We start from the raw sequence: 25,998 nt of genomic DNA on the forward strand, positions 1-25,998 counted from the left end.
AAAATTTAATTCAAAACCGCTTTTAACTTATTAAATAAAATAGCGGGTGATTCAAATTGCATTTCTTTGGAGCTAACCTCAACCGCAACTTGCGTGGTTGAGGCTTTAGTAAGGCGCTTATTAGTTAGCGAGTCAGTGATTACGTAATCAATCCGTAGTCTATTCTCGTATTCTTTTAAATAAGCCGCTACTTTAATTTTTTGAGTAAATACTGCTGAGGCGACATACTTTATTTGCATATCAACAATTGGCCACGCGTAGCCCGATTCATGCATTTGCGGGTAATCATAATCAAATAAACGCAGTAACTCGCAGCGCGCTACTTCTAAATAACGTGGGTAATTACCATGCCATACAACATTCATTGGGTCGCAGTCATGAAATGGAATTTCGATTTCTACCACATGCGTTAATAATGCACCTTTACTATTCATACAACGCCCAACGTTTAGTTTGAATATACCCTATTGTTTGCCTTAGCACGGCTTCCATTGGTCTATCCTCAGTGAGGTTTTCAAAGTAATCAGTTATATCGGTATACATGTTTTGCATATCTTGCGTTAAAGTCGAAAACTCAAGATCGCCTTGTTTTATACGCAATCTAACACCTTGAATACTGGCTAATAACGTACTTGCTAACACTTGTTCTGTTAGCTGTAAAATACGTAAACAATCGCGAGACGCAATAGTCCCCATACTCACTTTATCTTGATTATGACACTCCGTAGAGCGAGAAAAAACGCTGGCCGGCATGGTTAGCTTTAATGCTTCAGCAGTGTAAGCACTACAGCCAATTTGAACCGCTTTAAAACCATGATTAATATAACGGCGCTCTGGTGCACTATCAGACAAGTTTGAAGGTAGCCCATTGTTGTACTTAGTATCAACCAAAGAAGCGATTTGTCTGTCTGCTAAATCAGCAAGGTTTGCAACGGCTGTTTTCATGCTATCCATTGCCATTGCAATGTGGCCTCCGTAAAAATGCCCGCCGTGTAATACATGCTCACCTTGGCCGTCAATTATTGGGTTATCGTTTGCTGAGTTAAGCTCGTTTTCTATCATGTGCCTAAAAAACGGCAGACTGTCTTGCAGAACACCAATAACATGGGGTGCACAACGGATTGAATACCTATCTTGAAGTCTGTCTGCATTACGAGGGTGATCGTGATGGTTTAAATCGTCTCTTATCCAACGTGCAATTTGCTGCTGCCCAGGATGTGGCTTAACTGAAAATAATATCTCATCAAAATGATGGCTATTTCCTTTAAGCGCTAAGCTTGATAATGCAGTAATACGGCTCGCCAGTTTAGCTAAGTAATTAGCCCTATCAAACGCTAAACACGCTAATGCAGTCATTACCGCTGTGCCATTCATAACGGCAAGACCTTCTTTTGGCCTTAGTGTTAGTGGTTCTAAGCCAACTTCTTTCATAACTTCTGCACTGTTACGTACTTGGTCTTTGTAAAACACATCACGCTCGCCAACCATCGCACCTGCAACGTAAGATAACGGTGTTAAATCGCCACTGGCACCTACTGACCCTTCTTGCGGGATCACAGGCACTATATCGTTATTTAAGTAATCTTTAAGTAGGTGCAGCATTTCCCAGCTAATACCAGAGTAGCCCTGTGAAAGTGATGTTAAGCGGGTCGCTAAAATTGCACGCCCTTGAACTTTATTAAATACATCCCCGAGTCCACAACCGTGAAAGCGAGTTAAATGCAGAGGTAATTCATTAACTAAATCAAGGGGTACAGCCACCGTTACAGAATCACCGTAACCAGTAGTAACGCCGTAAATCACGCCATCTTCTTTTAAAAGTGTGTCTAAAAAACGCAAAGCGCTATTAATTTTAACGCTAAAAGTTTCACAGCTATTTAATTGCACTTGTGTTTCATTAAAGGCAACTCGAACAATATCTTCAATTGATAATCGCTGATTGCCAAAAAGCTGTATATTTTGTTCAGTCACACTTGTTCTCCATTGATTGATCGCGTACTACCTGCTGATCACTTTTCCAAAAATCGTAAAAATTAAACCACTGATAAGGATATAAAGCTGCGTAATAACTCAAACGCTGTGCATAGTCAGTAATAATAAGTGTTAGCGCCTGCTGTCGCTCTCGTCGAGGCATTTTTAATGATTGGCTGTAATGTTCAAATATCACTTGATACTTTTTGCTTTTTTTATCTTTTAAACAAAACAAAAAGTAAACAGGGCAATCAAGCAGCGCGGCTAATATAAAAGGCCCCTGTGAAAATGGGGCATTTTTGCCTAAAAACGGTACCTGTACCGACCGAGAAGCCGTTGTTGTGCTTGTTCTGTCACCAACAATAACGATTATTTCTCCCTGCTCTACTTTTTCTTTTAGTAAAATAGCTAAGTCAGGCCCCATATCAGTCACTTGTATTAAATTAACCGACACATCTGGGTTAATCTTTTTAAGCATTTTATTAAATTCAACAGCGTGATGGGTAAACACCAGTACATTTATTTTTTTACTGCTGCGGTGCTGGCTAAGTGCCCTGCACACCTCTAAATTACCCAAGTGGGAACCTATAAAAATAGCCCCTTGATTTTGCTCATCTAGCTCAGCAAATAAATGCTCATTAGTGTATTTAATATCACGTTGAGTTATTCGCCCAAGCCAAGCATCAATTTTATCTAATGCGCTATCTGCAAAACTGCAAAAGTGCGTTAATTGCATTTTAAACGTAACAGGTTGTTTGCAGCCTTGGTAAACATTAACTTGCTCTAAAAACACTTTAGATGCTACACGCGCTACTTTTCCTGTTAAAAAAAGATAAAAAACCACAGGAAACAAAACAATCCACAGCCCTTTTCTACCCAGTAATTTATGAGCAAATAACAGTATTTGAATACCTAAGAAATTACCGCGTTCTTGCATTTTAGACCAGTGTTTAGCGGCCATAACGCCTCTTTAATTTATGCCAAATTAACACAGGAGAGCGAATCAACATTCCAAAAAACAAGCGGGTGTGTAACCACGAAATACGCACGTTATCGTGTAATGGTTGAAAATGAGAAAGCCCATTTTCGGGGTAAATTACTTGGCTAGGTAAAAATACAAAAGGCACATTGCGCCAATATAAACGCACTAAAATTTCGGGGTCAAAATCCATGCGTTTTCCAAGCGACACCTCATCAATTAGCTTTGTACTTTGCTCAAGCGGATACACTCTAAAGCCACACATCGAATCTACAATTGTAAAACTTAACGTTTCAATCCATACCCAAACATGCGTTAAATAACGTGCTAAATAACGGTGTTTAGGCACTGAATCGTCATATATTGGGCAACAGCTTATAAGCGCTTTAGGCTGAGCGTTTGAAAGCGCTATTAGTTTTTTAATATCAGATAAGTCATGCTGACCATCAGCATCAACCTGTATCGCATGCGAAAAACCTAGCTTATGTGCCTGCTTTAAGCCTGTTTGTACCGCGCCGCCTTTGCCTTGATTATCGTCGTGGGCAACTACACTCAACTGCGCGTGTTTTGCATCGAGCTTACTGAACACATTTTTAGCTTCGGCGTTGCTTGCGTCATCAACCATAATAATAGGAAGATTAAATGACGATAATTGGCTCAGTACATCATCAATAACCGTAATGTGATTATAATTTGGGATAACAATACAAAAATTATTCATTTATTAGGCTATCAAAAACAACACGGCCAGATGCATGCTGTCCTTTGTTTGAATTATACGAAAAGGTATATTTATTCTCTGCCTTTTGCTCAAGCAATAATTCGATTGTTATACCTGGGGTAATCACTACCTGAAACTTTAATACTTCAACATTTTTAACAGATTGCTGAACATTATAATATTTACAAATTGCAGCCACAGCCCAGTCTAATTGCACAACACCTGCGAGTATTGGGCCATCCGTAAAATGTCCTTTGAAATAATCTAAATCATGAGGAACTAATAAGCTTAATTTATACTTTTGCTCTGCTTTTTCACAAGACAGTAAATCAGGCTGTGTTTTAGTCAACTTTTGCAAAAAGACTCTCCAATGCTTTTAAATTTAACTTTGCCTGTGAGTTGTATGGTAATTGCTCTACAAAACGCCACTTTTTAGGGATACAAATTCGCTCAAAGCGCGCTAATGCATGCGCTTTTAATAAATTATTTGTAGCTAACTTACCGTCACCATTAAAAAACATCTGCCCTTTATGCGTAAGCACAACAATAGCGCCTACAATTAATCGCTCACCAGGCAAGGCGATTACTTTAGCTTCACTTACCCACTCACTAGTACACAAATGTTGTTCTAGCTCATCTAAACTTAATCGCTTTTCTTCTAATTTTATAATTCGATCGAATCGGCCTAATAATCTAAATTGACCATTTTTAAGTACTTCGCCTCTATCATCTAAAGGGTAATTTTTGTCGCGAACGAGCGGTGAGTTTAAAATTAAACGCTGATCGTCCAAAGCCCGTACTTTAATACCCGAAAATGGCTGCCAAAGGCTAACCTTTTCAAGTGAAGTAACTTGTCGATATGCAATACCACCGGTTTCGGTACTACCAAAAACTTGTGTAACTGGTTTATTTAATTGCGTAAACAACGATACAGCATCTTCGTTTAATAGCGGTCCACCTGATGAGAAAATCCATTGTAAATGAGACTTATCATCCACTAAAACATTATCAATACATAACCGTTTTAACTGCGCTGGGCTTGAAACAAACACTACTTTTTTAAATAACTTGAGCTTTGTAGCTATATGTTCTGGGTAATGCAATAGTTCTGTATTAACAACCTTTCCTGCACGTAATGGCCACAATAATCTAAACAATAAGCCGTATATATGCTGATGCGAAACACTCGCTATAAAAATAGGATTATCAATCAGTGCGTAGCTATTAATTAATGTACTTAATTCTTTATTTATTACCTGCCACGTTTTTACAATTGGCTTTGCTTTACCCGACGAGCCCGACGTGTAAAAAACAATTGTGCCTTCTTGAGGCCATTTAATTGTTTCAATAGATACAAAGTGAGGTTGATTGACTAAGGAGCCTATATCTAAAAAATCAGCCTCTAAATCGGCTACTAATTCAGACTCACCAATAAAAAAAGGTGTTTGTTTAAGCAAGGAGTTTAACGTTGCAGGTTGCCCATTAGGCGGCAAAATCACTGTGTTTCCGTGTAGTGCCAAAGCAAATAAGTACACGGCAAATTTGTAGGTGTCTGTGGTGTATAAAACAACCGATGATTTAGCATTTAACGTTGATAGCTTTGCTAAAACTTCGTTTATATCACTAACAAACTGACGCTCCGAAATATCATTATCAGTATGATTAAAACATGTTCTTATCGCATTACTTTGAAAAGCATTAAACACCGGCGTTCCTTTTTACTTTTTGTCTGACTAGCCACTCTATAGCAAACAATGTGCCCATAGCTAAGTAAGCAATAAAACCATTATAAAAAGCCCAGGTTTCTAGGCTACTAAAAATACTGGTGTACAGGGCAATGCCACCGTTTAATACAAAAAAAACACACCACACTAGCGTTACTTTTTTTGTATAAATTACACCGTTTTCATCAAGTGAGGGCTCAGTAATGCGCGCAAAGGTTTCAATAATAGAAGGCCCTTTATACAAAGAATACGCAAACACAACTAACATAACTAAATTAATGATTACGGGATACAAACGCAGCCCTAAATCGCTATCCATTACCTTGGAAATCAAAATAGTAATGGCTGCTAAAAATGTAGCGGGCTTTAACCACGGCATTTTATCAAACAAGGCTCTGCTTAACCAAAGTCTAAGCCCGAGTAAAAATAGCAGTAATACTGTAATAATCAGACTATTAAAACGCGTAAGGCCTACGTACACAATAATAGGGTAGCAAGCCAAGCAAATCATAATTAACGTTGTTAAAACTACTTTTAACATAGTATTAGTTAACTAACTTTTCTATTTCGGTGACTATGTCTTGCACTGTGCGCACAAGCTTAAAGGCATCAGGCTCAATTTTTTTACCTGTGATTTCTCTTAATTTCACAACTAAGTCAACTGCATCAATACTGTCTAAATCAAGATCTTGGTACAGGTTAGCCTCTAAGCTAATATCTTCTGGGTCTATTTCAAATTCGTTTTCTAAAATGCCGTGTAATACATCATAAATTTCAGCAGCGGTTTTCATCTTTCTTCCTACTTTTATATATTAAGAACGTGCTTGTTCAATAAATTTTGCTAAAGAATTAACTGAGGCAAAGTGCGCTTTAGTTTGATCAGAGTTTGCATCTATTTTTACATCAAATTGCTTCTTTATCGCAAGACCAAGCTCTAATGCATCTATGCTGTCTAGTCCTAGGCCATCTACAAATAAAGCGTCATCATCTTGTATGTCAGCAGTGGTCATGTCTTCAAGGTCAAGGCTTGAGATAATCAGTTGTTTTATTTGTTCTTTTAATTCGCTCATATATTTTTTAGCTCTTGTGTAAAATAATGTTGTAAATCTTTAGTCAATTGGCGTGATTGCATCGCAGGCATATCGCTGTCGTACGTTGCACAATTAAACTGCTGGCTCGCAAGCCCCATTGTAAAATGCGCCTGATATGGCGCGACCTTATACCAAGGTGTGCCTTTGGTTAAAGTGTTTGGCTTCATTTTAATTAAAAAAGTAGTAATGGGCGCATGACATCTAATTGCAATATTTGCAGCGCCTCGTTTAAACTTTAATGTTTTGTGAGGCTCTGTCCGTGTCCCTTCAGGAAATACAATTAAGTTATTACCCTTTTGCAAACTGCGCTCGCATTCTCGTAATAGCTCCTGCGGATCGTCATTACTTATATAGCCGGTGCTTTTAATAACGCCGCGCATAAAAGGATTTTTAAATAAATGCGCCTTTACTACGCAATCTGCATTTTTTACTACCGAAATTAAAACAACAACATCAATTAAAGAAGGATGGTTTGCTAATATCAGTTGCCCTTTTAAGCCTTCAATTTTTGCTTTATCGTTGACATGAAATCGAATAACGCCCGTTACATGCATTAAACTAACAAACCATTTGAAGCTGTAATGTACTGTTTTTCGAGCCTTAATCTTTTGTTTAACTGAGTCACTTTGAAATAGGCGCTGAGCAGGAAAAACAATAAAGGCTAATACTAAACCACCAACCCCAAAAACTGAAAAGCAAAATGCAGTAGCAATAATCCGCCAAATCAACCCACATAACCTTTGTACATTTTTAAGCATGGTATGTAAGCTGCCAATCGTGCTCAAGCGTGTTATGAACAAGTAATATATTGCTTCGCTCATACAAAGCTTTAGCGCATTGAATACTCATTGGTAAGTCGCTTTTTTCCATGCCCGTATTAAATACTTTGTTTAAACTAAAATGGGGTTCGCCTTTTTGCGGCGCTCTTATTATTAAACCAATAGAGTGTGCTATTTGCTGTTCATCGGCGTACTGAGCGTAAATATCGGGGAGAGTCTCGTCGGTATGAACTATTAACATGTGTTGCTGATCGTTATCAGCAAGTCTTACAAAGCCATCTACGAGTGCATAAATAAAGCTTTCGGCTCCTGCAGCTATAGCATTTGTAGCACTTGTATTACCCTGTATTATCCCAAAAAGTCCCGATGCGGCATTATGCACACTTAACCCAAAACCAGTGGGCGACAGTGGCTGATCATTTACTACATCAATAAGTAAGTTAGACGTTTTGTGAAAATCACCGTGGCGAGAAGAAAAAACACTCGGTAAATTAACATAGTTACCTTGAGTGCTTACTTGATGAGCACTAAAGAGTGCCATTTTAATAAAGGAAGTCATTCGGCGTCGCTGCATAGCAGGCACCCAACTAAGATTTAATACGGAGGAATCAAACCAATTACTCTCTTTTATTTGTCGCTGTTCGGGCTTTATCCATATAGCGAGTTCTTCAACAACAAATTTCACAGCTCTGCATATTTTATAAGATATAAGGGAAGGAATTTTACCGATTTTAGCAATAGAAGTAAATAATCATTAACAAAAAGCACTGAACTAACACTTTGTTCAGTGCTTGCTCATATTGCTAAGAAAGAAGGGCTATATCGTCCTGCTTTATACACTTAGCTGTGCCGCCAACAACATCGTTGTTATTTAACTCATTAATTAACACTTCGCCTTGAGCTTGCTGCTCATCACTAAGCGGTAAATACGGTAATCTAAATACAGGGTTTACTGCACCTGTCATCATCAACGCGGTATTAATAGCAATGGGGTTTGGTTCACAGAACAACCAGTTCATTAATGGTTGTAATGATGTATTTAACTCATCATTTTTAGTATCCATTAACTGACGGAATAACCCAGGTATTAAGTTAGAAGTAACCGAAATAACACCGTGCGCTTTATGTGTGTGGCGCGCATCGTGACTTTCGTCATCGTTACCCGACCAACATGCAATACCTTGTTGTTCATAATGGGCAATACGTTCATTACCGCCACACTCTTTTACACCAATAAAATATTCATGTTTAGCGAGTGGCTCAATAATATCAGGTGTTAGGTCTTGACCTGTTCGCCCTGCTACGTTGTAAATAAAGGCAGGTCCAATATCAAGTACGCGCTTAAAGTGCTCTTTAACACCCGCAATAGACGTACGTCCGTAATATGGATTAATTTGCAGTGCTGCATCCATACCGCTGGCAAAGCCATATTTAGTTGCTTTAATCGCTTCACGGGTGTTGTTACTACCGGTATTACCGACAATAACCAGTTTGTCACCATACTTGTTTGCACTGTGCGCTATAAGCATTAAATGCTCTTCCCAGTTCATTAACTGGCCTTCGCCTGTTGTGCCACCAACTACAATGCCGTCAACGCCTGCTGCAATTTGTATTTCTACGAGTTCATCGTACTTTGCTAGGTCTATTTCACCGTTTGCTAAGTATGGCGTTTTAATAGCTGTAATAAGGCTTGCTTGTTTAATTTGGTCTAGGGTGCGCATAAAAAATCATTATTTATAAAACTTGCGCTATTTGTAACATAATTGCCGGTACTTTTGGAGGTGTAAGCCTACATTTAATTATAAAATTTCTTGTGTTATTAAGTTTGGTAATACAAAATGAATAACTGTATATATGAACAGTATTTTATTTTTAACGATACCAGAGGCTTTATGCGTTTATCTGACTACTTAGCAACTCATTTTTATAACACCGATGAACTGTGCCAAGCATTAAATATAGATGCAGATACACTTTTAGCTTGGCAAGAGCGAAGTGTTTTCCCAAAACCAAGTTACTGTATTAAAAGTCAACTTAGCTGCAGCTCATATTCAGGTTTGTATGAATGCGAAGAGTATGACGACTATTACCCGCGCGGCTGTGTTAATTGGGGTCAAGGTCTTTTAAAACAAAAAATAGAATCATCAAGCCATGCTTTTAATTATTTTGCACAGCAATATACTGCAAGCCTAACTAAGCTCGCTCAGCAAGGATTTACGTTTAGCGAAGAGCTATTTGGCTGCGAAATAGACGAGCACTTGCAGCAAATTTGGCAACAGTTTTTATGCAGTAAGTACGGCGTGCTTACTCAAAATGGATTAATAGACGAAATAGTCTCGGTAGATATTGGCAGGCTATTAGTTGACGACATTACAGAACTGCGCAGTAAAGCGAGCTTAAGCCAAGAAGAAAGAGCGCTACTGCACCCCGCCATGAAGCTTTTAAACAAAGCATTAGGGCATGGCGCCGATCATGAAAAACAACACACATTACGCACCCGCTATATAGATGCACTTATTTTAAAATACGATTTATCTATAAAATAGTTTTGCATTAGTTTGATTATTTATCATTTTAGGATTATTTTACGAAAAACAAGAACTGTTAACTTAATTGTTACGTAAAACATGATTTAAAGGCACTGACTCAATGACAATCAAAACAAAAATAAGTGTAATTTCTGCTGTAATCACTATCCTGTCTTTTAATACGCTAGCTAAAGTTAACCACGAAATAGCAAATGACGACATAATAAAAATGCAGCGTGCAGCACTTGCTAAAAATACTGAGAATAAAGGCTTTGGCCCACAATCTCCACGCAATATTGATAATTATAAAGGCAAAAACACCGTAGTTTTCTCTCATGCTCCAACTTCATCAAATATGAACTTATGTAATATACACTTTCATAAAAATGCTGAACATGCCGGTGGCGAGTTTAGTAAATATGCCGGAAATGGTAATGGAAAAGGCTTTAAAAGTGGCTACTTATATTCAGGCTCTTTAACTAAAAGTGAAAGTAAACCAGCAAAAATTGAAATTTGTCCGAGCGATCACGGCGCGCTTTTAGTTGGCGATACCATTGAGGTTCATAACGTTCATACGTCAGCAATTGTAAAACCAGGCCCTACCTTGGGTAGCTGTTTAAGTGATTCGATTAAAAATCCGCAACTACGTGTTGAAGCCCAAGTATATGTATTAGTAAACGATGCTAACGCACTTGATTTTGCTCAAATAAGCACCGTGTCATCTGTTAATGGTTACTATCAAGCTATTGCTACACCTACAAATACGGGTAAACCGGTTGTTTATAGCGGTTCAACTACTGGTCCTAGTTACAACGAGACAGGCTCTCCTTTTCAAGTAACATGGTCAGTTAAACCAAAAGTAGCAAAGGTTGATATAAACAGTGTTGGCAAATGGTGTGAAAGTAACACCTTTAATGAAGATCATGCTCACGGCGTACGAAATCTCGTAATAAATCCTGCATTACTCTCTAAAATCAATAATTAAAATTTAGCCAAATAAAAAACAACCCGCTAATTAGTGGGTTGTTTTATTATGACCGTTAAAATGTGTATTACGCTTAATGGGATAAAAATGTCACATTAAATGTATTTAAATCTTCATATGTAATACATGTTTGCTCATTGGTATTAAGCTCAACAACACCACAGTAAGAACCAGTTATAAACACTTGCCCTGCTTTTAAATTAATTCCCTTTGCTGATAAGTAATTAACCGCCCAATAAAGTGGAAGCTGCGCAAGCTCTGCAGGATGCACACCCGCCAGGTTTAACTCCAACTCAGTTTGCTTAACGTTAATATTTACAGTACTTGCGTTATACGCTTTGGCTTTATCTATTTGTGGGCCTAAATACACGCCTTGATTAGATAAACCATCGGCCAGCTTTTCAATGTGCGTGCTTGGAGTGTCTTCATCAAACCTTTTTTGGATAAGCTCAAGTGCCAAGTGGGCGCTGGCAAATGCAGTATCCACGTCTTCATTTGTATAGGTCTTATTACTTGGTAAATCGCTTTGCAAAATAAATGCAATTTCTGGTTCAACAAGCGCTTTGTTGTTTGTTGTATACAGTGGGCAATTTTCAGCTTGTTTTATAGGTGCATGTAAAAGAGGCGCTAATATAATTGAGCCATTATCTAAAGGCAGCATACACTTCCAGCCATATACAGTTTGATCATTTAAGTAAATCATCAACTTTTGTACTTCTATTGCATCGTCAGTCGAGTCTAGTACTAACTCTTTAGGAAAGTTTGAACGTGCTGGGTTTTCATCTCTTTGTGCTAATAAGTGAGTAGCAATTAGTTTTAGCTGTATTGAGTTGTTCACATAAATCTCTTTAAAATACGTTACTGGTTAAGCAGTAAATAGGAAGGGTTATATTATTAATGTATTAGCTTAGGCATTAGAACATCATGTTAAATGCCTATAATTAAAATTGTATTTAAAACAAAGCGTGGTAATTATTTAAGTATCAATAGATTTAAGCGAACGTAAAAACAACCCTAAGCCGCCAAACGCTAAAATTATAATAACAATCAAATCAAACGACGTCATAGTTCGCATACTAAATCGCACACTCGATATAACACCAAATATGAGTGCGGTTAACGAACCTAGAGATAGCACCCAGCCTAAAATATTTTTAGAATTATAAAAAATCAGACCCACACCAAAAATAAACGGGATCATAACCATGCCGCCTGTAACGCCAAAGCCACCTAAAGCATTAACACTATAAATGCGAGAACTTAGTCCAAAATTAGAGGTCACCGAAATTGCGTTTAGCAGCATATAAAAGCCACCGCACATCATAATTAAACCTATAAAAAAATGCCCAATACCACCAGAGCTTCCACCCGCACCTTTCATTATTAATTATTCCTTTTATATTTTTAACTTAATCGTTTTAAATGGTAATTACTCGACTATTAACATTGACCGCGGTCTACATAATCAATCAGTGCACACGCGAAAACACTTATCGCGTGATTACATGCCAAATAACATAAAACCAAGACAAAAAACCGTGCAAAATTGCCCATAACACAGACTCATTAGCACTCCATGAAATAGCAATTGCTAGGGCCGTACCAAAAGAGACTCCATATTTTACTATCTCATTTCTTGAGTTTCTCATTAATTATATTCCTAGTTTTTAACTTATTAGCTGTTTGATTTGCTTACTAAAACTGAAAGCTCTTTACCATCAAGATTAATACTTGCTTCTTTGCCTAGTTCAACAACTAAAGAGGGAGCCATATGTTTTCCACCTAGTTTTAGGTCAGTTGCTAAACTAACAGTAAAATCATCAATTGGCGTTACTGTAAGAGCAAAACTATACGAATTATCAACTGAAACTGACGCCTCTTCGTTTGAATTGACTACTAAAACAGGTGAGCCAATTAAGTTTTTATTATCATAAAATTTGGCATTTACTACAAAACTATCATTAGCTTGTGCAAATGAAACAAAGCCTAACAACGCTATTATTGCGATTATTTTTTTCATTATTATCTCCATATAAATTATACAGTTTAAAGCTGTTAAGGCTTTATTGGCTGTGATTTTTTAGCTAGCAATTTACCAGCTAATGATTAAAAACTTATGTTTTAGCTCTGATGACATAACCAACGCCCAGCGAACTAATATAGAACAACACTCCAAATACACTAATATCAATGAGTAGCTTTAGAATGTCAAAAGTATCTGTAAACACAAGATACTCAAAAGTAAATAAGTGAAATATAACTTTTGATCCGAAATACGCAGTTAATAAAGGGATTACAAAAATAAGAATAGATTGATTTGATTTATTAATTTCCATACCCATGTCTCCATTATTAGTTTAATTAACTCAGCTGTAAAATAGGTAAGTACTGAAGGACGAAAATTGCCAGCGGCTAGCCTCCCTTCTCGCCTTAATTACTTATACGGTGCTACCTTGAATTCTCTGCTTTGTAATTCATGGTAGTTATTTATCTTTGCAACTGCATTTTTGACTTGATCAGAAGTTGCACTTTTACAGAAGTATAGAACATATCCTCCCGTAATATCTTTATTAGAACTGAATGCATATTCAAGACCGAACTTTTCACACAATACGTCTTCAATATAATCCTTGTGATCGTAATCAATTAATTCAATTGATGCACCCCATTCAACGTGTTCTCTAACTTCAATTTTTGACAAGATATATCTGAATTCATCAAACATGTCACGTATACCTTACGTCTTATAATAGAAAGTGGTTAGTTAAAATATGCAGAAGTAAGGAGCCTATTAACAACTACCAGGCTTATAGTTAAATTACTACCTAAGATTTACCCTACTCTAATTCCCATCGTCATAGGTGGATAAACATGTCTGATAACAAAATTTTTTTCATTATCAAAAGTTAGTGTAAATTGATTTACTACGCCTTCACCTAAATGATCACTTTCAACAATGTCGCATATTCGGCTCGGCAGTTTTGAAATATTAAAAGGGTACAATAATTCAATTCTTTCTACAGGTTCTATACTCAAGCCTAAACTTGGGTAATAACCAATAGCGTCAACTTCACACGGTTTAATTAAATAAGTTTTGCCATCTTCAAATTCTAAGGTTATTTCATAGCAAATCAAAAAACCTTCATTACTCTTATCTTGCCATGCTAGGTGAACTTTTTCGTGAATATGACTTAATGAAACAGCTATAAGAACTTTTCCTTTCAAACTATTCAAGTCGAACATATATGCTTAATGCCTTAAATTACATCTTCCTATATTTACACCAGAGAATTTTAATGTAAACAACAAATTAAATAGGCTATTTATTAGAGTGGGTTGTGATATCAAAACGACTTTTAATAAAGTTATGAACCTCTTTTGATTTCGACGCACTACGAATGCGAATTAACAAAAAAGAGTCCTAATAGGTTTCATTGATATTGGCGAAGTTGAGTATTTAGGCAGGTTGGGCTGTAAGAATGAAAGGTGATGTAGGTTAACAGCACCTATTTGAGTATTTACTTTATGATATGTAATTTAGCTAAGTATTTTAATACGTACCATAATAGGCACTATAAAAAGAATTTAACCAATTGATTTATATACATCAATACTACTATTGGTTAAAAGCCCAGTAACTTGCGTACCAAATGCTTTAAAGTGTGGCTCGTTTTTATGCGCTTCAAAGTGCTCGTCAGACGCCCACTGTTCGCTAACAACGTAGTCGGTATGTTCATCATCACTTTTTACCGATAGTTCATAACGTAAGCACCCTACTTCTTGGCGCGATGACTTTTGTAAGTTTTCAAGTGCTGTAAGCATCACATCTGCATCAATATTTTTGCACGACAGTGCAGCTATAACCGTTAACATGTGTATTCCTTCTTAAAAGTTAAGGTGTAGATAATCTACACCTTAAAATATTTAGTTTAACTTTGCGTTTGAGGTAAGTTTACTGATCCCACTGCGGCGCAAATTCTGGTGTTGCTTGGCGGTCGCCACAATCTAGGCCATCAATGCGGGCTATGTCTTCATCATCTAATTTAACGTGGTCGTTAAAGTTATCTTCTAAGTTTTTACGCTTAGTTGATGATGGAATTGTCGTCATACCGCTGGCGTTAACCCATGCTAAAACAACTTGTGCTGGACTTGCATCGTGCTTTTTAGCAATATCGATAATGGTTTGATCTTTAAGTACTTTGCCTACTACAAATGGCATGTATGCTGTTACATGAATGTCGTGCTGAGCACAAAATGCGCGTAATTTAGTATTAGTTAAATATGGGTGCACCTCAACCTGATTGGTAAATATTTCACGCGAGTCAAGCGTTTGCATTGCTTCATTTAAGTTTGCAATGGTGAAGTTTGATACACCAATGTGCTTAGTTAAACCAAGCTGCTTCGCTTTTAGTAATTCAGTGAGGTATTCACTCATTGGCTCGTCGTTAGCAGGCGATGGCCAATGAATTAGTAGTAAGTCGACCGAATCAACTTGTAGCTTTTCAAGTGACTTTTTAACGCTTGGGATAAAGTCGCTTTTATTTAATTTGTTATTCCACACTTTGGTGGTTAAGAATATTTCACTGCGCGGAATATTACTATCTTTTATAGCTTGGCCTACTTGCTCTTCGTTGCCATAAATTTGTGCGGTATCAATATGGCGAAACCCAACTTCGAGCGCCATTTTTACTGAGTTATAGGCAGTGTCGCCCTCTAAGCGGAATGTTCCCATACCGAGTTCTGGCATTTCTATTACACGTTTTGTCATGGTTTATCCTTATAAAATAATCGGTTTGAAATACAAACTTTTAAAAGTTTTACGAAATACACCTTTTACTTCTTATTACGACTGTCACTTAAAAATCTATGACCTCACAACAGGTATGAGGTCATTAATTTTAGTTTCAAGGTTAGGGTCTGTTAATCTTTAGAGATTACATTTGCAGCAGTGTATTTGGTATTTAGGCAAGGCAGAGCCTATGCAGTGTGGTTGTTCCACATTAATAGGCGATAACGCAGCATAAATGCCAAATACGCGCTGCCTGTAGGTTCTTCCTAGGGTGGATTTACTCTTTGTCCCTCGATTTTTACTTAGCCCACTAGGTTACAAACCTCGCTCCGTGATTAAATCCTCCCTAGATTGAACAAATTTAATCCTAAAAGGTCAACAGACCCTGCTAAGGCTTTATGCTTGCTGAATTTCACGTTTATCAAGCATACCGCTGTAGCGTGTAACACCGAGTGCTAAAACAGAGATAACGGCGCCTATCCATGCTGTATCTTGCAGGGTCATATTCTCTACTACGCTACCGCCAATAATTGACCCAAGTGCAATACCAATATTAAATGCGGCTATGTTCAAACCTGATGCAACATCTACCGCATTTGGCGTGTGCTTTTGCGCTTGCTTTACAACATAAAGTTGCAGGCCTGGCACATTGCCAAAAGCAAATGCGCCCCATACTAAAATAGTAAGTACAGCGGCAATTTTTGATTCCATCGTAAAGGTAAATATCAGTAAAATAATACTCAAAGCGCTGAATATAATGCTCAGTGCGCTAATTGGACCGCGTTTGTCGGCCAACTTTCCACCCCAAATATTACCTATCGCTACCGATACACCGTAAACAAGCATTATTAAAACAATAGCCGAAGGCGCAAAACCTGTTTGTTGCTCTAAAATAGGTGCTAAATAAGTAAACGCTGTAAACGTGCCGCCGTAGCCCAATATCGTCATTAAATATACGAATAATAAACGCGGTTTTACGATTACTTGTAGTTGCTCTTTAAACGTCGCTGGTATTGATTGTTTTAAATTTTTTGGCACTAAAATAGAGCTGCCGATTAATGCAATTAAACCTAATACCGACACAACTAAAAACGTTGCACGCCAACCAAAGTGTTGTCCAATCCATGTACCTAGTGGCACACCAGTTACTAGTGCTACAGTAAGCCCGGTAAACATAATTGCAATTGCACTGGCTTCTTTGTCTTTGCTTACTAGACTTGTGGCAATCATCGATCCGATTGAAAAAAACACACCATGGGCAAGCCCCGTTAAAATGCGCGCAAGTATTAATGTTTCGTAACTTGGCGCTTGCCAAGCGAGTAAGTTACCCAATACAAACAAGCCCATTAAGCTTATTAAGACCACTTTACGATTCCAACGACCCGTTAAAGCTGTTAGCACCGGTGCACCAATAGCAACGCCAACCGCATATAAACTTACAAGCAAACCCGCTGAAGGTAGGCTTACGCCTAAGTCGTTTGCAATGGTGGGTACTAATCCCACTATTACAAACTCAGTTGTTCCTATTGCAAATGCGCTTAAGGTAAGCGCCCACAAAGCCAATGGCATAGTTATATCCTCATTAATATTTGAAGAATGTAGTTTGGCTAAAATATCATTTGCAAAAAATAGCATTAGTGACAAAATACTTTTGTTAATAATGCAAAGATGGTGTTGGTATATTATGGCGGTTCATTCAAAAACTGAAGATTTAGAAACGTTTATAACGGTAGTAGATTGCGGAAGCTTTTCGGGGGCAGCTAATTTGCTCGATCAACAAGTGGCTAAAGTGTCGCGAGCTGTATCACGCCTTGAAAATACACTGCAATGCACTTTACTAAACAGAACAACACGCCGATTAGAACTTACCGAAGAGGGCCATACTTTTATAAAATATGCGCGCGAAGGATTAAATACGCTTTATACCGGTGAAGAAGCCATAAAGCTTTTAAAACAAGCGCCAAGTGGCAAGCTGCGAATAGATGCGGCAAGCCCTTTTGTATTGCACCAACTTACGCCTTTAATTGGAGAATTTGCTAAGCAATACCCTCACATAACGCTTGATATAACCTCACACGACAGCATTATTGATTTACTTGAACATAAAACCGATTTAGCCATACGCATTGGTGATTTAAAAGACTCAAACTTACATGCTCGTAAACTTGGCAGCAGCCAGCTACGTATTGTAGCCAGCCCAGAATATATAAAAAACAACGCAGCAATTACACAAATAGATGACTTACAAAACCATAAGTTAATTGGTTTTAGTGACTCCCCTAAATTAAACACTTGGCCGTTAGTAAAGCCCGCTTTATTTACGTTTTCGCTTAGCGCAAGCAGCGGTGAAACAGTGCGCCAGCTGTGCATTGCAAACCAAGGCATTGCGCTACTTTCTCACTTTATGATTGGCAATGACCTAAAAACAGGTAAATTAGTTGAAGTGTTACCCACTGCAATTAGCTCACCTAATAACCGAGAAATTATACAAGCCGTGTATTATAAAAACAGTGCGATATCGTCTCGCATTACAGCGTTTTTAGATTTTATAAAGCCTAGGCTTAGTTTATAAATTCTGGGTATTAATATGCTTATTAAATATTTCAAATGATTTTTTGACGCTTTTTAATAATCAAAAAGTATAAATAACAAAAGTAGTAATTAAAGGTATTAATTAAAATGGATTCTTTAACGCAGGTAGCATTAGGCAGTGCTGTAGGTTATGCGGTGTTAGGCAATAAAATAGGTCGAAAAGCCGTTTTATGGGGAGCAATTTTAGGCACGCTCCCTGATTTAGATGTATTTTTGCCATATGGCGGATCTGTAGAAGCATTTACTTATCACCGTGGCTTTAGCCATTCGTTATTAATACATTTATTAATTAGCCCGCTCATTGTATGGCTAATATTAAAAGTACACGCGGGAATGCAAATTTATAAAGTGCGCTGGTTTTGGCTAGTATTTTTAAGTTTATCTACACATGCCCTATTAGACAGCCTAACGGTATACGGTACACAACTACTCTGGCCTTTTACTGAGTACCCCTTTGCGGTTTCTAGTGTGTTTATTATTGACCCCGCTTACACGCTTCCTTTATCAATTGGCGTAATATGTACGCTAATACCCAAAATAAAAGCAGCAACGGCTTATCGTATAAATGCAGTGGCCTTAGTTTTAAGTAGTCTATATTTATTTTGCGCTTTAATTTTAAAAGTAAATATTGATGACAAAGTAAAAACGGCTCTCAACAACAGGCAAATACCAGTAAATGCGTATGTTAGTACGCCTGCTCCGCTAACCACTTTGCTGTGGCGTATTGTTGTGATGTCTGACGGACAATACTACGAAGGTTATGCATCAGTATTTGACGCGCCCAACGATGTTACATTAACGGCTTATCAAACAACGCCTTCACTGTTAAATAATATTAGCGATGAATGGGCTATAAAACGCTTGCAGTGGTTTACTAAAGGGTTTTATTCGGTGCGCCAACAGCAAAGCAATATTGTACTTTCTGATTTACGTATGGGCATGGAGTGCAACTATGTGTTTAATTTTGTAGTGGGTCAAAAAAATGATTCAGAAGTGAGCATTGGTAACTTTGAAAAAATAAGTCAAAGACCAAACTTAAACAATCTTCATAAAATATGGAACAGGATTTGGCAACCAAATGTGTCTTTAGCATCACCCGCTGCAAAAAATGACTGCAATAGCGAATAACGGCATATTATAAGATTTGTACTAACTTGAGTAAGATAAGTGAAGTTCAAGCAGCAATTAAACTAAATAGCTCACTAAAGTGATTGCTGCTTTTTTTGCTGATACATTGCAACATCAGCATCTTGAATCATATCCTCAACCGATTTACCTGTATCGTGTTTAAAGTGTGTTACCCCTACACTGTAATCAATTTTGTATGGCTTGTTTAAGGTATTATTAGCATGCGCTATTGCATCCGCAAACCTTTGTAAAACAAACTCTGCTTTTGTCTCGTCTGAGTCGCTTAACATCGCAACAAATTCATCTCCGCCAAGTCGACCTATGACTTCACAATCACGAAATGAACTAAGCATAATTTGTGCAAATTTATTTAATACAAAATCGCCTTCGTGGTGTCCATAAATATCATTAATTTGTTTAAACTTATTGAGATCAAACAAAATAAACGACATTGATACTTTGTTTCGCCTACATACATTTAGCGTATGTTCGGCAAGGTTTAAAAAGCCACGTCGATTAGAGATTCTTGTTAACTCATCAATTGTGGCTAGTTGAATTGATTGAATTTCTCGCTCGACTAACGTGCCTAAATCTCTTAGTAATTGTTTTTCTTCATCATTGAGTTGTCTAGGTTTATTATCGGCAAGGCACAAAGTGCCTATAATGACTCCTTCCCTTAATTTTAAAGGAAAGCCTGCATAAAAGCGTACTTTAGGATCGCCTGTAACAAAGGGGTTATCAAAAAACCTTTCGTCTTGAGCTGTATCTGGGATTATTAATAACTCGTCTTGATTTATGGTGTGGCCACAAAATGAGGTTTCGCGAGGAAGCTCAGGCGCATCGAGCCCCTGTCTTGATTTAAACCACTGGCGGTCTTCGTCAATCAAAGTAACCAATGAAATAGAAACATTAAACATACGCTTGGCAATACGAGTAACACGATCAAATCGCTCTTCATGAGACGTATCTAGAATTTTTAATGCTCTAAGCGCGTGTAATCGCTCAGCTTCGTTATTTGGAATCTCAGGTTTAATCATTAAAGCTCTATTAATTTTAAATGTTTTATAAATTACGAAACTGGAGCGAATATTTTCGAGTATATAATCCGATAAACTTATTTAAACTATAAACAGTCTGCCTATTCAAACTAGAACATTACCTAAAAATAGCAATAAATAAATATTTATAAATATCAGTAAGTCGTGCCTAAATAAAGATAAGATTCAATCCGCAAAAAATTATGATTTAAACAGGTGGGAGTAGTGGTTGATACAACATAGCTACTCTTTAATGAAAAAGTAGTAGTGGCTATTTAGTTTTATTTAAATAACCACTGGATTTGGCATACTTACAAAAATAAACACTTTAATTTTGGTGCTCATATTGTCCACGGTAAACTTCAAATACTTTTAAAACAGTATGTTGCTCTTTAGTTAGGTTATCAAACCAATCATCAAACAGCTCATCATCTTCTTGCTCGCTTAGTGCCATATACCTTGCTAGTAACTCTACAATATCATTGTGGTTGCAGGTTAAAGGATTTACTTGTTGCGCCAAGGTACTGTGGTCGCGCTCTCTTAGGGTTTCCATCACCCCTTGATCAATTTGTTCTTGTTGTTGTGTTGCGTCACTCATACATAACCTCTGTAATAACTTTATAACCGTATTTGTTAACGTTTTAACTCTTAAATATAGTTATAACAGCCTAAACGCCAATAGCCAGCATTTTTGATTCAAGTGCTTATTTTTTGATTTGTTTGCGCAAATAGCCAGCAATTACGGCCTTTTTGAGGAACATTTAAATAATTTGCAATGGGAGAATAAATACGTTAAATTAAAATGATATACTATCACATATCATTTATTGAGGCGTATTATGAAACCAAATATTCATCCTGATTACCACGTGGTTGCTTTTCACGATACCGCTGCCGATTCTTACTTTATTATTGGCTCAACCATAAAAACGAGCCGCACAGTAGAAATAGAGGGTAATACATATCCATACGTACCTATTGATGTATCAAGTGACTCGCACCCATTTTATACAGGCAAGCAAAAAACAACCGCTACAGATGGCCGCGTTGCGCAGTTTAATCGTCGTTTTAAAAGTTTATCGACTGTTAAAAAGGAAAAGGTATGAAAGTATTAAGCTCTCTTAAAAGTGCTAAGCAACGTCCGGGGTGTCAAATTGTAAAACGCAAAGGCCGCGTATTTGTAATTTGTAAAAACAACCCACGCTTTAAAGCAGTACAAGGAATGAAAAAGAAATAAGTTAAACGGGGATGCTCAACATATAATTAGGTAGCTTGCTTAAGCTACCTAATTTAGGGGGGACTATTTTACCACGACTGAAAACTCTGGCACTGCCTGAATTACTTTTTTTACCGTACAGGTATTAACGGCTGCAATAAGCGCCTTTTTATATTTATCAGGGAAGCCTTCTGGTAAGTTAATCTCAATTGAAAATAGCTTTTTACCGTTGTCATCTACATTTTCGTTATTTTGAGTAAGCGTCATACCTTGCGTTGAAATATCACGCTGCTCGCAAAACTTACGCGCATAAAAACCTGCACATAAAACCATACTTACTAAAAAATAATCAAACGGTTCTGGATACTCTGCATTGCCACCAGCGTTTACGCTTTGATCGCTTATTACTTCTAGGTCGCCAAATTTAGCGCTTTGCTTTTGGCCTTCTAACATTGAAACTGAAATTTCCATTGTGTTTCCTTATATTTATTGCTGCAGATATCTTTAACGCAATTAGCTTAAAAGTAGCTACTAAAGATACATATAGTCTAGGTTTATGAACCGAACAGTAATTCAAAGAACCCTGGAGGCTCGTGTAACTCATGATATTTTTTACGTAAATCATCTATATTTTTCAGTGGTTCTTTTGCCGCACTTAGCCCCTGCTCGTTTGCTGCTTTTTTTGCAAGTTCAGCTTGCGCAATCACTTTATCAAGGCCCTGCAATGACTGCTCAGGTTTTTTGTAAAACTTACCTGTTTTACTCACTTTAACCAGCTTTATAAATTCATCAATCGCAGTATTAAATTCACTAAGTTGAGTTGCCTGCACCGCTTGTTTATATGCAAGGCCAGTGTTTTTCATATTTACTTCAAGATCGACTTCTTGCTGCGCAAAAGACATTGAACTAAACGCAAAGGTAAAAATAATAACTAAATACTTCATGGTCAAACCTATTAATTAAAAACACCTAAATTGTATCAAGTTTACGTAGCAAAGTAACTTTACGAGCTGTTATGAGCACTTTGAGCTGTAAAGGGGGTTTACAAATTAATCATTTTAAAGCCGCAATAGTGAAAAATATTCAAATAACGATTTTTTTGAATAAAAAACACCTAATAAAAATCACTTTAAAAGAGTAATAACACACATAACCTTTACAAATAAGTACATATAACACTCGCTGGCAACTTCATATAAATAAAAATTTATATGTGAATAATTATAAACCGCAAAAAATTGACTTAAAAAACAACTGAAAATTTAACAAATAAAAACCAATGTTAATAACTAAAATATATAAGAAAAACTAAATGTAAAAACACCTCAGTAAATCATTTAAAGGGCCTTTGTAATTAATACCAAAAAACACAATAAAAGTTCTTCAGGTTATTTCAAGTTGCTTATTTTACAGTGAGTTAGCTGCTTTTAATAAAATAATCAGCATGCAATAATCGCCGCCCTCATAAAAAAAGTTATAGGGCTTTATCCAAATACAAACTGCATTTGGATAAAACTACATTGTATTTAATTACTATAAAATGTTCTCTGGGAATCAAATGAAACGTCATAATTTACTTTCTACTAGCATTAAATGTGCATTAATTACTGCTGCTGCAACAGCAAGTAATTCTGTGCTTGCACAAGATGAGCAAGCAACAAAAATTGAACGTGTTGAAGTAACGGGTTCACGTATTTTACGTGAAGGTGCTATTGCGCCTGCACCTGTTACAGTTATCAGTGGCGAGCAGCTAATGAACACTGGCGCAGTAAACATTGGTGAAGCGCTAAATAATTTACCAGCACTTGGCAATACATATTCTATGGCTAACTCAGGCCGTTTTATTGGTACTGCGGGTTTAAATATTCTTGATTTACGTAACATGGGTACAGATCGTACTTTGGTACTTGTAAATGGCAAGCGTCATGTATCAAGCTCTGCAGGTTCTCAATCTGTAGATACCAACACTATTCCAAGTGTATGGGTTGAACGTGTAGAGATAATTACTGGTGGTGCATCTGCTGTATACGGTGCTGATGCGGTAACAGGTGTTGTTAACTTTATATTAAAAGACAACATTGAAGGTATGGACTTTAGCGTTACACGTGGTTTTGCCGATTTAAGCAGCTACAACAACGAAAAAGTGACGTTCTCATACGGCTCTAACTTTGATAACGATCGTGGTAATGCAGCTTTTGCTATTGAGTACTCAGGCCAGGATTCATTAAACGCGCTTGATCACCCTTGGACTAGCACTTCGTTTAGTAGTTTACGTAATCAAGCCCAAACAGATGCAAACAAAGATAGCGCAGCTTTCCCTGATAAAATCTTAACACCTAATGCTGGTTATTACGCTATTAATAACGCCGGTGTTTATGCACTTGAAGATGGATATACTAATAGCTTTAACGCCGACAGCAGCGCTCGCGACTTATACATAGGTGATAATGTAGATGGCTTGTCGTGTGCAAACTGTGATTCGTTTAATCTTGGTCAATTTGAAGAGATTCAACCTGAGTTTGAGCGCTACAACGTAAACTTTAAAGTTAACTACGATGTTACCGACGACTTAAACATTTACTTTGATGCAAAATACGTAAACAGCCAAGGTGAAAGCATAGGTCAACCTGCGTTTTTCTTCTTTGACGATGAAAACAGCATCAAAATCGACAACCCTTACCTAGACCCAGCCATCAAAGCGCGTATGGAAGAACAAGGTGTTGATTCGATCATGGTTAACCGCATGATGACCGACCTAGGCCGCCGCATTGAAAACAATACGCGTGAAACAACGCGCTTTGTTACCGGCTTAAAAGGTACTGTATTTGAAGATTGGGAATTAGATACATCAGTTGTTTATGGCCAAACTGATCTAGAGCGTGAAAACGGCGCTAACATGATTGTAGCCAACTACTTTAATGCACTTGATGCAGTTGAAGATACAAATGGTAACGTAGTATGTCGTAGTGCTGCAGCCCAAGCTGATGGCTGTGTTCCTGTAAATATTATGGGGTTTGGTTCGCCATCTCAACAAGCCATTGATTACATTAATACAGTATCTGTTGGCACATCAACTATTAAGCAAACAGTTATTTCTGGCTCACTTGCTAATGGCGCTATTTTTGAATTACCAGCGGGCTATGTAGGTGTTGCATTTGGTGCTGAGTACCGTAAAGAAGAAAGCGAAACAAAAGAGCCAGATAACGCTGAAGGTACTTTCTTTAACGCACTGGGCGAAGATAAGGGCTCGTTTAATGTTCGCGAAGTATTCTTTGAAGCGACGATGCCAATTTTAACTGATTTACCGCTTATTCAAGATTTAGTGTTTGATACTGCAGTACGTCATGCTGACTACAGTACGATTGGCGAAGCAACTAGCTGGAAACTTGGCCTTGATTGGACTGTAAATGATGAGCTACGTGTACGTGTAACTCAATCTGCAGCACTTCGTGCCCCAAACATTAGTGAAGTATTTGGTGCAGCAAGCCAAACTTTCTACAATGTAGACGACCCGTGTCGCGCTGAAAACTTAGGTGACTTATCAAACGGTGCAACACGTACTGCAAACTGTGCCGCATTAGGCGTAGCGAGTGACTTTAACTCAGATTACGATTCAGCGTCATTAGATGGTTTAAGCAGTGGTAACCGCGATGTAAAAGGCGAAGAGTCAACAAGTACAACTGTAGGCATTGTTTACCAACCAGAGTTTTTAGAAAACGCGCTACTTACTATTGATTACTGGGAAATTGAACTTGAAGATGCAATTGACACAATTAACGCTCAAGACATTCTTGATCGCTGTGTAGATAGCGCAACAGGTATAAACAATCAGTACTGTGACTTAATTACACGTAATGCTAATGGTGAAATTACTTTAATTCAAAACTCTGTATTAAATGTTGCTGGCCAAAAAGCATCAGGGATAGATTTTGAACTAGGTTACGATTTTGACGCGTTTGAAGGTAGCTTTAAAACACGCTTAATTGGTACTTACTTAATTGAACGTAAAGATTACCCGTTCCAAGACGATCCTAGTAACTACATTGAATACGCAGGTACTACAGGTGAAGCTAAGTGGCAAACTAACTTATCTGTAAGTTATGTTATGGACAACTTTTTCTCAACAGTTGAAACACGCTTTTTAAGTAAAGTCGATTTATACACAAATGTTGAACTTGAAAACAACCCAAATCCAAGTAATCAAATGTCTTACGGTAAATACTTTATTACCGATATGACTGTTGGTTATAACTTCGATAGCGGTTTAGGCGTTAAAGTAGGTGTTGATAACGTATTTAACCGTAAACTTCCGTACGGTTCACGTGGTACAAGCGCGGGTAGCGCAAGTTACGATAACATTGGCCGCTTTGGCTACATTAACTTAAGCTACAGCTTATAATTAGTAACAACGTTATTGATTAAATTAAAGGCTCGCACTGCGAGCCTTTTTATATCAAT

The 25,998-nt window shown here is 37.4% G+C and carries 31 protein-coding genes; 7 read left to right on the forward strand and 24 right to left on the reverse strand.

The features are described from left to right. Window positions 1-5 precede the first annotated feature (5 nt). From I6F43_RS01200 to dapA, 12 genes are all read right to left on the reverse strand, one after another. Window positions 6-434, reverse strand: a complete 429-nt coding sequence (locus I6F43_RS01200) for an acyl-CoA thioesterase (RefSeq protein ID WP_007580812.1) — start codon at window positions 432-434, stop codon at window positions 6-8. After that, window positions 427-1,971 carry an HAL/PAL/TAL family ammonia-lyase gene (locus I6F43_RS01205; protein WP_197100553.1) on the reverse strand — a complete coding sequence of 515 codons (1,545 nt, stop codon included), beginning with the start codon at window positions 1,969-1,971 and terminating at the stop codon, window positions 427-429. The genes I6F43_RS01200 and I6F43_RS01205 overlap by 8 nt, the downstream gene beginning before the upstream one ends. Continuing rightward, window positions 1,964-2,932 (reverse strand): LpxL/LpxP family acyltransferase, encoded by a 969-nt coding sequence (locus I6F43_RS01210; protein WP_165735812.1) that lies wholly within the window; start codon window positions 2,930-2,932, stop codon window positions 1,964-1,966. The genes I6F43_RS01205 and I6F43_RS01210 overlap by 8 nt, the downstream gene beginning before the upstream one ends. Beyond that, window positions 2,922-3,671 carry a glycosyltransferase family 2 protein gene (locus I6F43_RS01215; RefSeq protein ID WP_197100555.1) on the reverse strand — a complete coding sequence of 250 codons (750 nt, stop codon included), beginning with the start codon at window positions 3,669-3,671 and terminating at the stop codon, window positions 2,922-2,924. Before I6F43_RS01215 ends, I6F43_RS01210 begins: the two co-directional genes overlap by 11 nt. Continuing rightward, window positions 3,664-4,029 carry an ApeI family dehydratase gene (locus I6F43_RS01220; protein WP_197100557.1) on the reverse strand — a complete coding sequence of 122 codons (366 nt, stop codon included), beginning with the start codon at window positions 4,027-4,029 and terminating at the stop codon, window positions 3,664-3,666. Before I6F43_RS01220 ends, I6F43_RS01215 begins: the two co-directional genes overlap by 8 nt. Beyond that, window positions 4,013-5,377, reverse strand: coding sequence for an AMP-binding protein (locus I6F43_RS01225; protein WP_197100559.1), 1,365 nt, complete (start codon window positions 5,375-5,377; stop codon window positions 4,013-4,015). Before I6F43_RS01225 ends, I6F43_RS01220 begins: the two co-directional genes overlap by 17 nt. After that, window positions 5,370-5,936: a hypothetical protein gene (locus I6F43_RS01230; protein ID WP_197100561.1), complete on the reverse strand. Its 567-nt coding sequence runs from the start codon at window positions 5,934-5,936 to the stop codon at window positions 5,370-5,372. Before I6F43_RS01230 ends, I6F43_RS01225 begins: the two co-directional genes overlap by 8 nt. A gap of 4 nt (window positions 5,937-5,940) precedes the next feature. Then, window positions 5,941-6,186, reverse strand: a complete 246-nt coding sequence (locus tag I6F43_RS01235) for an acyl carrier protein (protein ID WP_002958648.1) — start codon at window positions 6,184-6,186, stop codon at window positions 5,941-5,943. Window positions 6,187-6,207: 21 nt separating this feature from the next. Further along, a complete protein-coding gene (locus I6F43_RS01240; RefSeq protein ID WP_007580830.1) occupies window positions 6,208-6,465 on the reverse strand; it encodes a phosphopantetheine-binding protein in 258 nt (85 codons plus the stop codon). Next, the gene (locus I6F43_RS01245; protein ID WP_180961397.1) at window positions 6,462-7,244 is read right to left on the reverse strand and encodes a lysophospholipid acyltransferase family protein; all 783 of its coding nucleotides are present in this window, start codon (window positions 7,242-7,244) and stop codon (window positions 6,462-6,464) included. The genes I6F43_RS01240 and I6F43_RS01245 overlap by 4 nt, the downstream gene beginning before the upstream one ends. Next, entirely contained in the window at window positions 7,237-7,950 is a 714-nt protein-coding gene (locus I6F43_RS01250; protein ID WP_197100563.1) for a beta-ketoacyl synthase chain length factor, read from the reverse strand. Before I6F43_RS01250 ends, I6F43_RS01245 begins: the two co-directional genes overlap by 8 nt. 118 nt (window positions 7,951-8,068) lie before the next feature. Further along, window positions 8,069-8,986 (reverse strand): 4-hydroxy-tetrahydrodipicolinate synthase, encoded by a 918-nt coding sequence (dapA, locus tag I6F43_RS01255; protein ID WP_024608419.1) that lies wholly within the window; start codon window positions 8,984-8,986, stop codon window positions 8,069-8,071. A gap of 171 nt (window positions 8,987-9,157) precedes the next feature. On the opposite strand from dapA, the gene I6F43_RS01260 reads away from it, so the two are divergent. Both I6F43_RS01260 and I6F43_RS01265 read left to right on the forward strand, forming a co-directional pair. After that, window positions 9,158-9,811: a DUF6058 family natural product biosynthesis protein gene (locus I6F43_RS01260; RefSeq protein WP_165735823.1), complete on the forward strand. Its 654-nt coding sequence runs from the start codon at window positions 9,158-9,160 to the stop codon at window positions 9,809-9,811. Between the two features lie 103 nt (window positions 9,812-9,914). Next, entirely contained in the window at window positions 9,915-10,778 is an 864-nt protein-coding gene (locus I6F43_RS01265) for a delta-class carbonic anhydrase (protein ID WP_197100565.1), read from the forward strand. Window positions 10,779-10,851: 73 nt separating this feature from the next. On the opposite strand, the gene I6F43_RS01270 is transcribed toward I6F43_RS01265, so the two are convergent. From I6F43_RS01270 to I6F43_RS01305, 8 genes are all read right to left on the reverse strand, one after another. Further along, a complete protein-coding gene (locus I6F43_RS01270; protein ID WP_197100567.1) occupies window positions 10,852-11,616 on the reverse strand; it encodes a 2-keto-4-pentenoate hydratase in 765 nt (254 codons plus the stop codon). Window positions 11,617-11,754: 138 nt separating this feature from the next. Next, complete coding sequence (locus I6F43_RS01275; protein WP_002958658.1) at window positions 11,755-12,159, reverse strand: hypothetical protein; 405 nt, start codon at window positions 12,157-12,159, stop codon at window positions 11,755-11,757. Between the two features lie 294 nt (window positions 12,160-12,453). Beyond that, window positions 12,454-12,798, reverse strand: coding sequence for a hypothetical protein (locus tag I6F43_RS01280; RefSeq protein WP_197100569.1), 345 nt, complete (start codon window positions 12,796-12,798; stop codon window positions 12,454-12,456). 414 nt (window positions 12,799-13,212) lie between these two features. Continuing rightward, window positions 13,213-13,503, reverse strand: coding sequence for a hypothetical protein (locus tag I6F43_RS01285; RefSeq protein ID WP_165722732.1), 291 nt, complete (start codon window positions 13,501-13,503; stop codon window positions 13,213-13,215). 107 nt (window positions 13,504-13,610) lie between these two features. Further along, window positions 13,611-14,021, reverse strand: a complete 411-nt coding sequence (locus tag I6F43_RS01290) for a hypothetical protein (protein ID WP_197100571.1) — start codon at window positions 14,019-14,021, stop codon at window positions 13,611-13,613. A 342-nt stretch (window positions 14,022-14,363) separates the two neighbouring features. After that, entirely contained in the window at window positions 14,364-14,651 is a 288-nt protein-coding gene (locus I6F43_RS01295) for a putative quinol monooxygenase (RefSeq protein WP_002958660.1), read from the reverse strand. A 79-nt stretch (window positions 14,652-14,730) separates the two neighbouring features. Further along, window positions 14,731-15,546, reverse strand: coding sequence for a 2,5-didehydrogluconate reductase DkgB (gene dkgB / locus I6F43_RS01300; protein WP_024591732.1), 816 nt, complete (start codon window positions 15,544-15,546; stop codon window positions 14,731-14,733). 417 nt (window positions 15,547-15,963) lie between these two features. After that, window positions 15,964-17,136 (reverse strand): MFS transporter, encoded by a 1,173-nt coding sequence (locus tag I6F43_RS01305; protein ID WP_197100573.1) that lies wholly within the window; start codon window positions 17,134-17,136, stop codon window positions 15,964-15,966. 115 nt (window positions 17,137-17,251) lie between these two features. Here I6F43_RS01305 and I6F43_RS01310 point away from each other — a divergent pair, with 115 nt between their 5' ends. Both I6F43_RS01310 and I6F43_RS01315 read left to right on the forward strand, forming a co-directional pair. Further along, window positions 17,252-18,139, forward strand: coding sequence for a LysR family transcriptional regulator (locus tag I6F43_RS01310; protein ID WP_197100575.1), 888 nt, complete (start codon window positions 17,252-17,254; stop codon window positions 18,137-18,139). A gap of 107 nt (window positions 18,140-18,246) precedes the next feature. Then, window positions 18,247-19,287, forward strand: a complete 1,041-nt coding sequence (locus I6F43_RS01315; RefSeq protein WP_197100577.1) for a metal-dependent hydrolase — start codon at window positions 18,247-18,249, stop codon at window positions 19,285-19,287. 74 nt (window positions 19,288-19,361) lie between these two features. Here the strand turns inward: I6F43_RS01315 and I6F43_RS01320 are convergent, their stop codons facing one another. Together I6F43_RS01320 and I6F43_RS01325 are read right to left on the reverse strand one after the other, a co-directional pair. Further along, window positions 19,362-20,324: a sensor domain-containing diguanylate cyclase gene (locus tag I6F43_RS01320; RefSeq protein ID WP_024593037.1), complete on the reverse strand. Its 963-nt coding sequence runs from the start codon at window positions 20,322-20,324 to the stop codon at window positions 19,362-19,364. Window positions 20,325-20,652: 328 nt separating this feature from the next. After that, entirely contained in the window at window positions 20,653-20,922 is a 270-nt protein-coding gene (locus tag I6F43_RS01325; protein ID WP_007580861.1) for a hypothetical protein, read from the reverse strand. Window positions 20,923-21,163: 241 nt separating this feature from the next. Here I6F43_RS01325 and I6F43_RS01330 point away from each other — a divergent pair, with 241 nt between their 5' ends. Further along, entirely contained in the window at window positions 21,164-21,430 is a 267-nt protein-coding gene (locus I6F43_RS01330) for a type B 50S ribosomal protein L31 (RefSeq protein ID WP_197100585.1), read from the forward strand. Further along, entirely contained in the window at window positions 21,427-21,561 is a 135-nt protein-coding gene (ykgO, locus tag I6F43_RS01335) for a type B 50S ribosomal protein L36 (RefSeq protein WP_002958669.1), read from the forward strand. Before I6F43_RS01330 ends, ykgO begins: the two co-directional genes overlap by 4 nt. A 63-nt stretch (window positions 21,562-21,624) precedes the next feature. Here the strand turns inward: ykgO and I6F43_RS01340 are convergent, their stop codons facing one another. Both I6F43_RS01340 and I6F43_RS01345 read right to left on the reverse strand, forming a co-directional pair. Next, window positions 21,625-22,011, reverse strand: coding sequence for an OsmC family protein (locus I6F43_RS01340; RefSeq protein ID WP_024591728.1), 387 nt, complete (start codon window positions 22,009-22,011; stop codon window positions 21,625-21,627). Between the two features lie 83 nt (window positions 22,012-22,094). After that, the gene (locus I6F43_RS01345; RefSeq protein WP_165722725.1) at window positions 22,095-22,484 is read right to left on the reverse strand and encodes a cytochrome b562; all 390 of its coding nucleotides are present in this window, start codon (window positions 22,482-22,484) and stop codon (window positions 22,095-22,097) included. A 614-nt stretch (window positions 22,485-23,098) separates the two neighbouring features. On the opposite strand from I6F43_RS01345, the gene I6F43_RS01350 reads away from it, so the two are divergent. Further along, complete coding sequence (locus I6F43_RS01350; protein WP_197100587.1) at window positions 23,099-25,939, forward strand: TonB-dependent receptor domain-containing protein; 2,841 nt, start codon at window positions 23,099-23,101, stop codon at window positions 25,937-25,939. Window positions 25,940-25,998: the final 59 nt, after the last annotated feature.

The sequence above is a fragment of the Pseudoalteromonas sp. NZS71_1 genome, assembly GCF_015864305.1.
Lineage (GTDB): Bacteria > Pseudomonadota > Gammaproteobacteria > Enterobacterales > Alteromonadaceae > Pseudoalteromonas > Pseudoalteromonas arctica.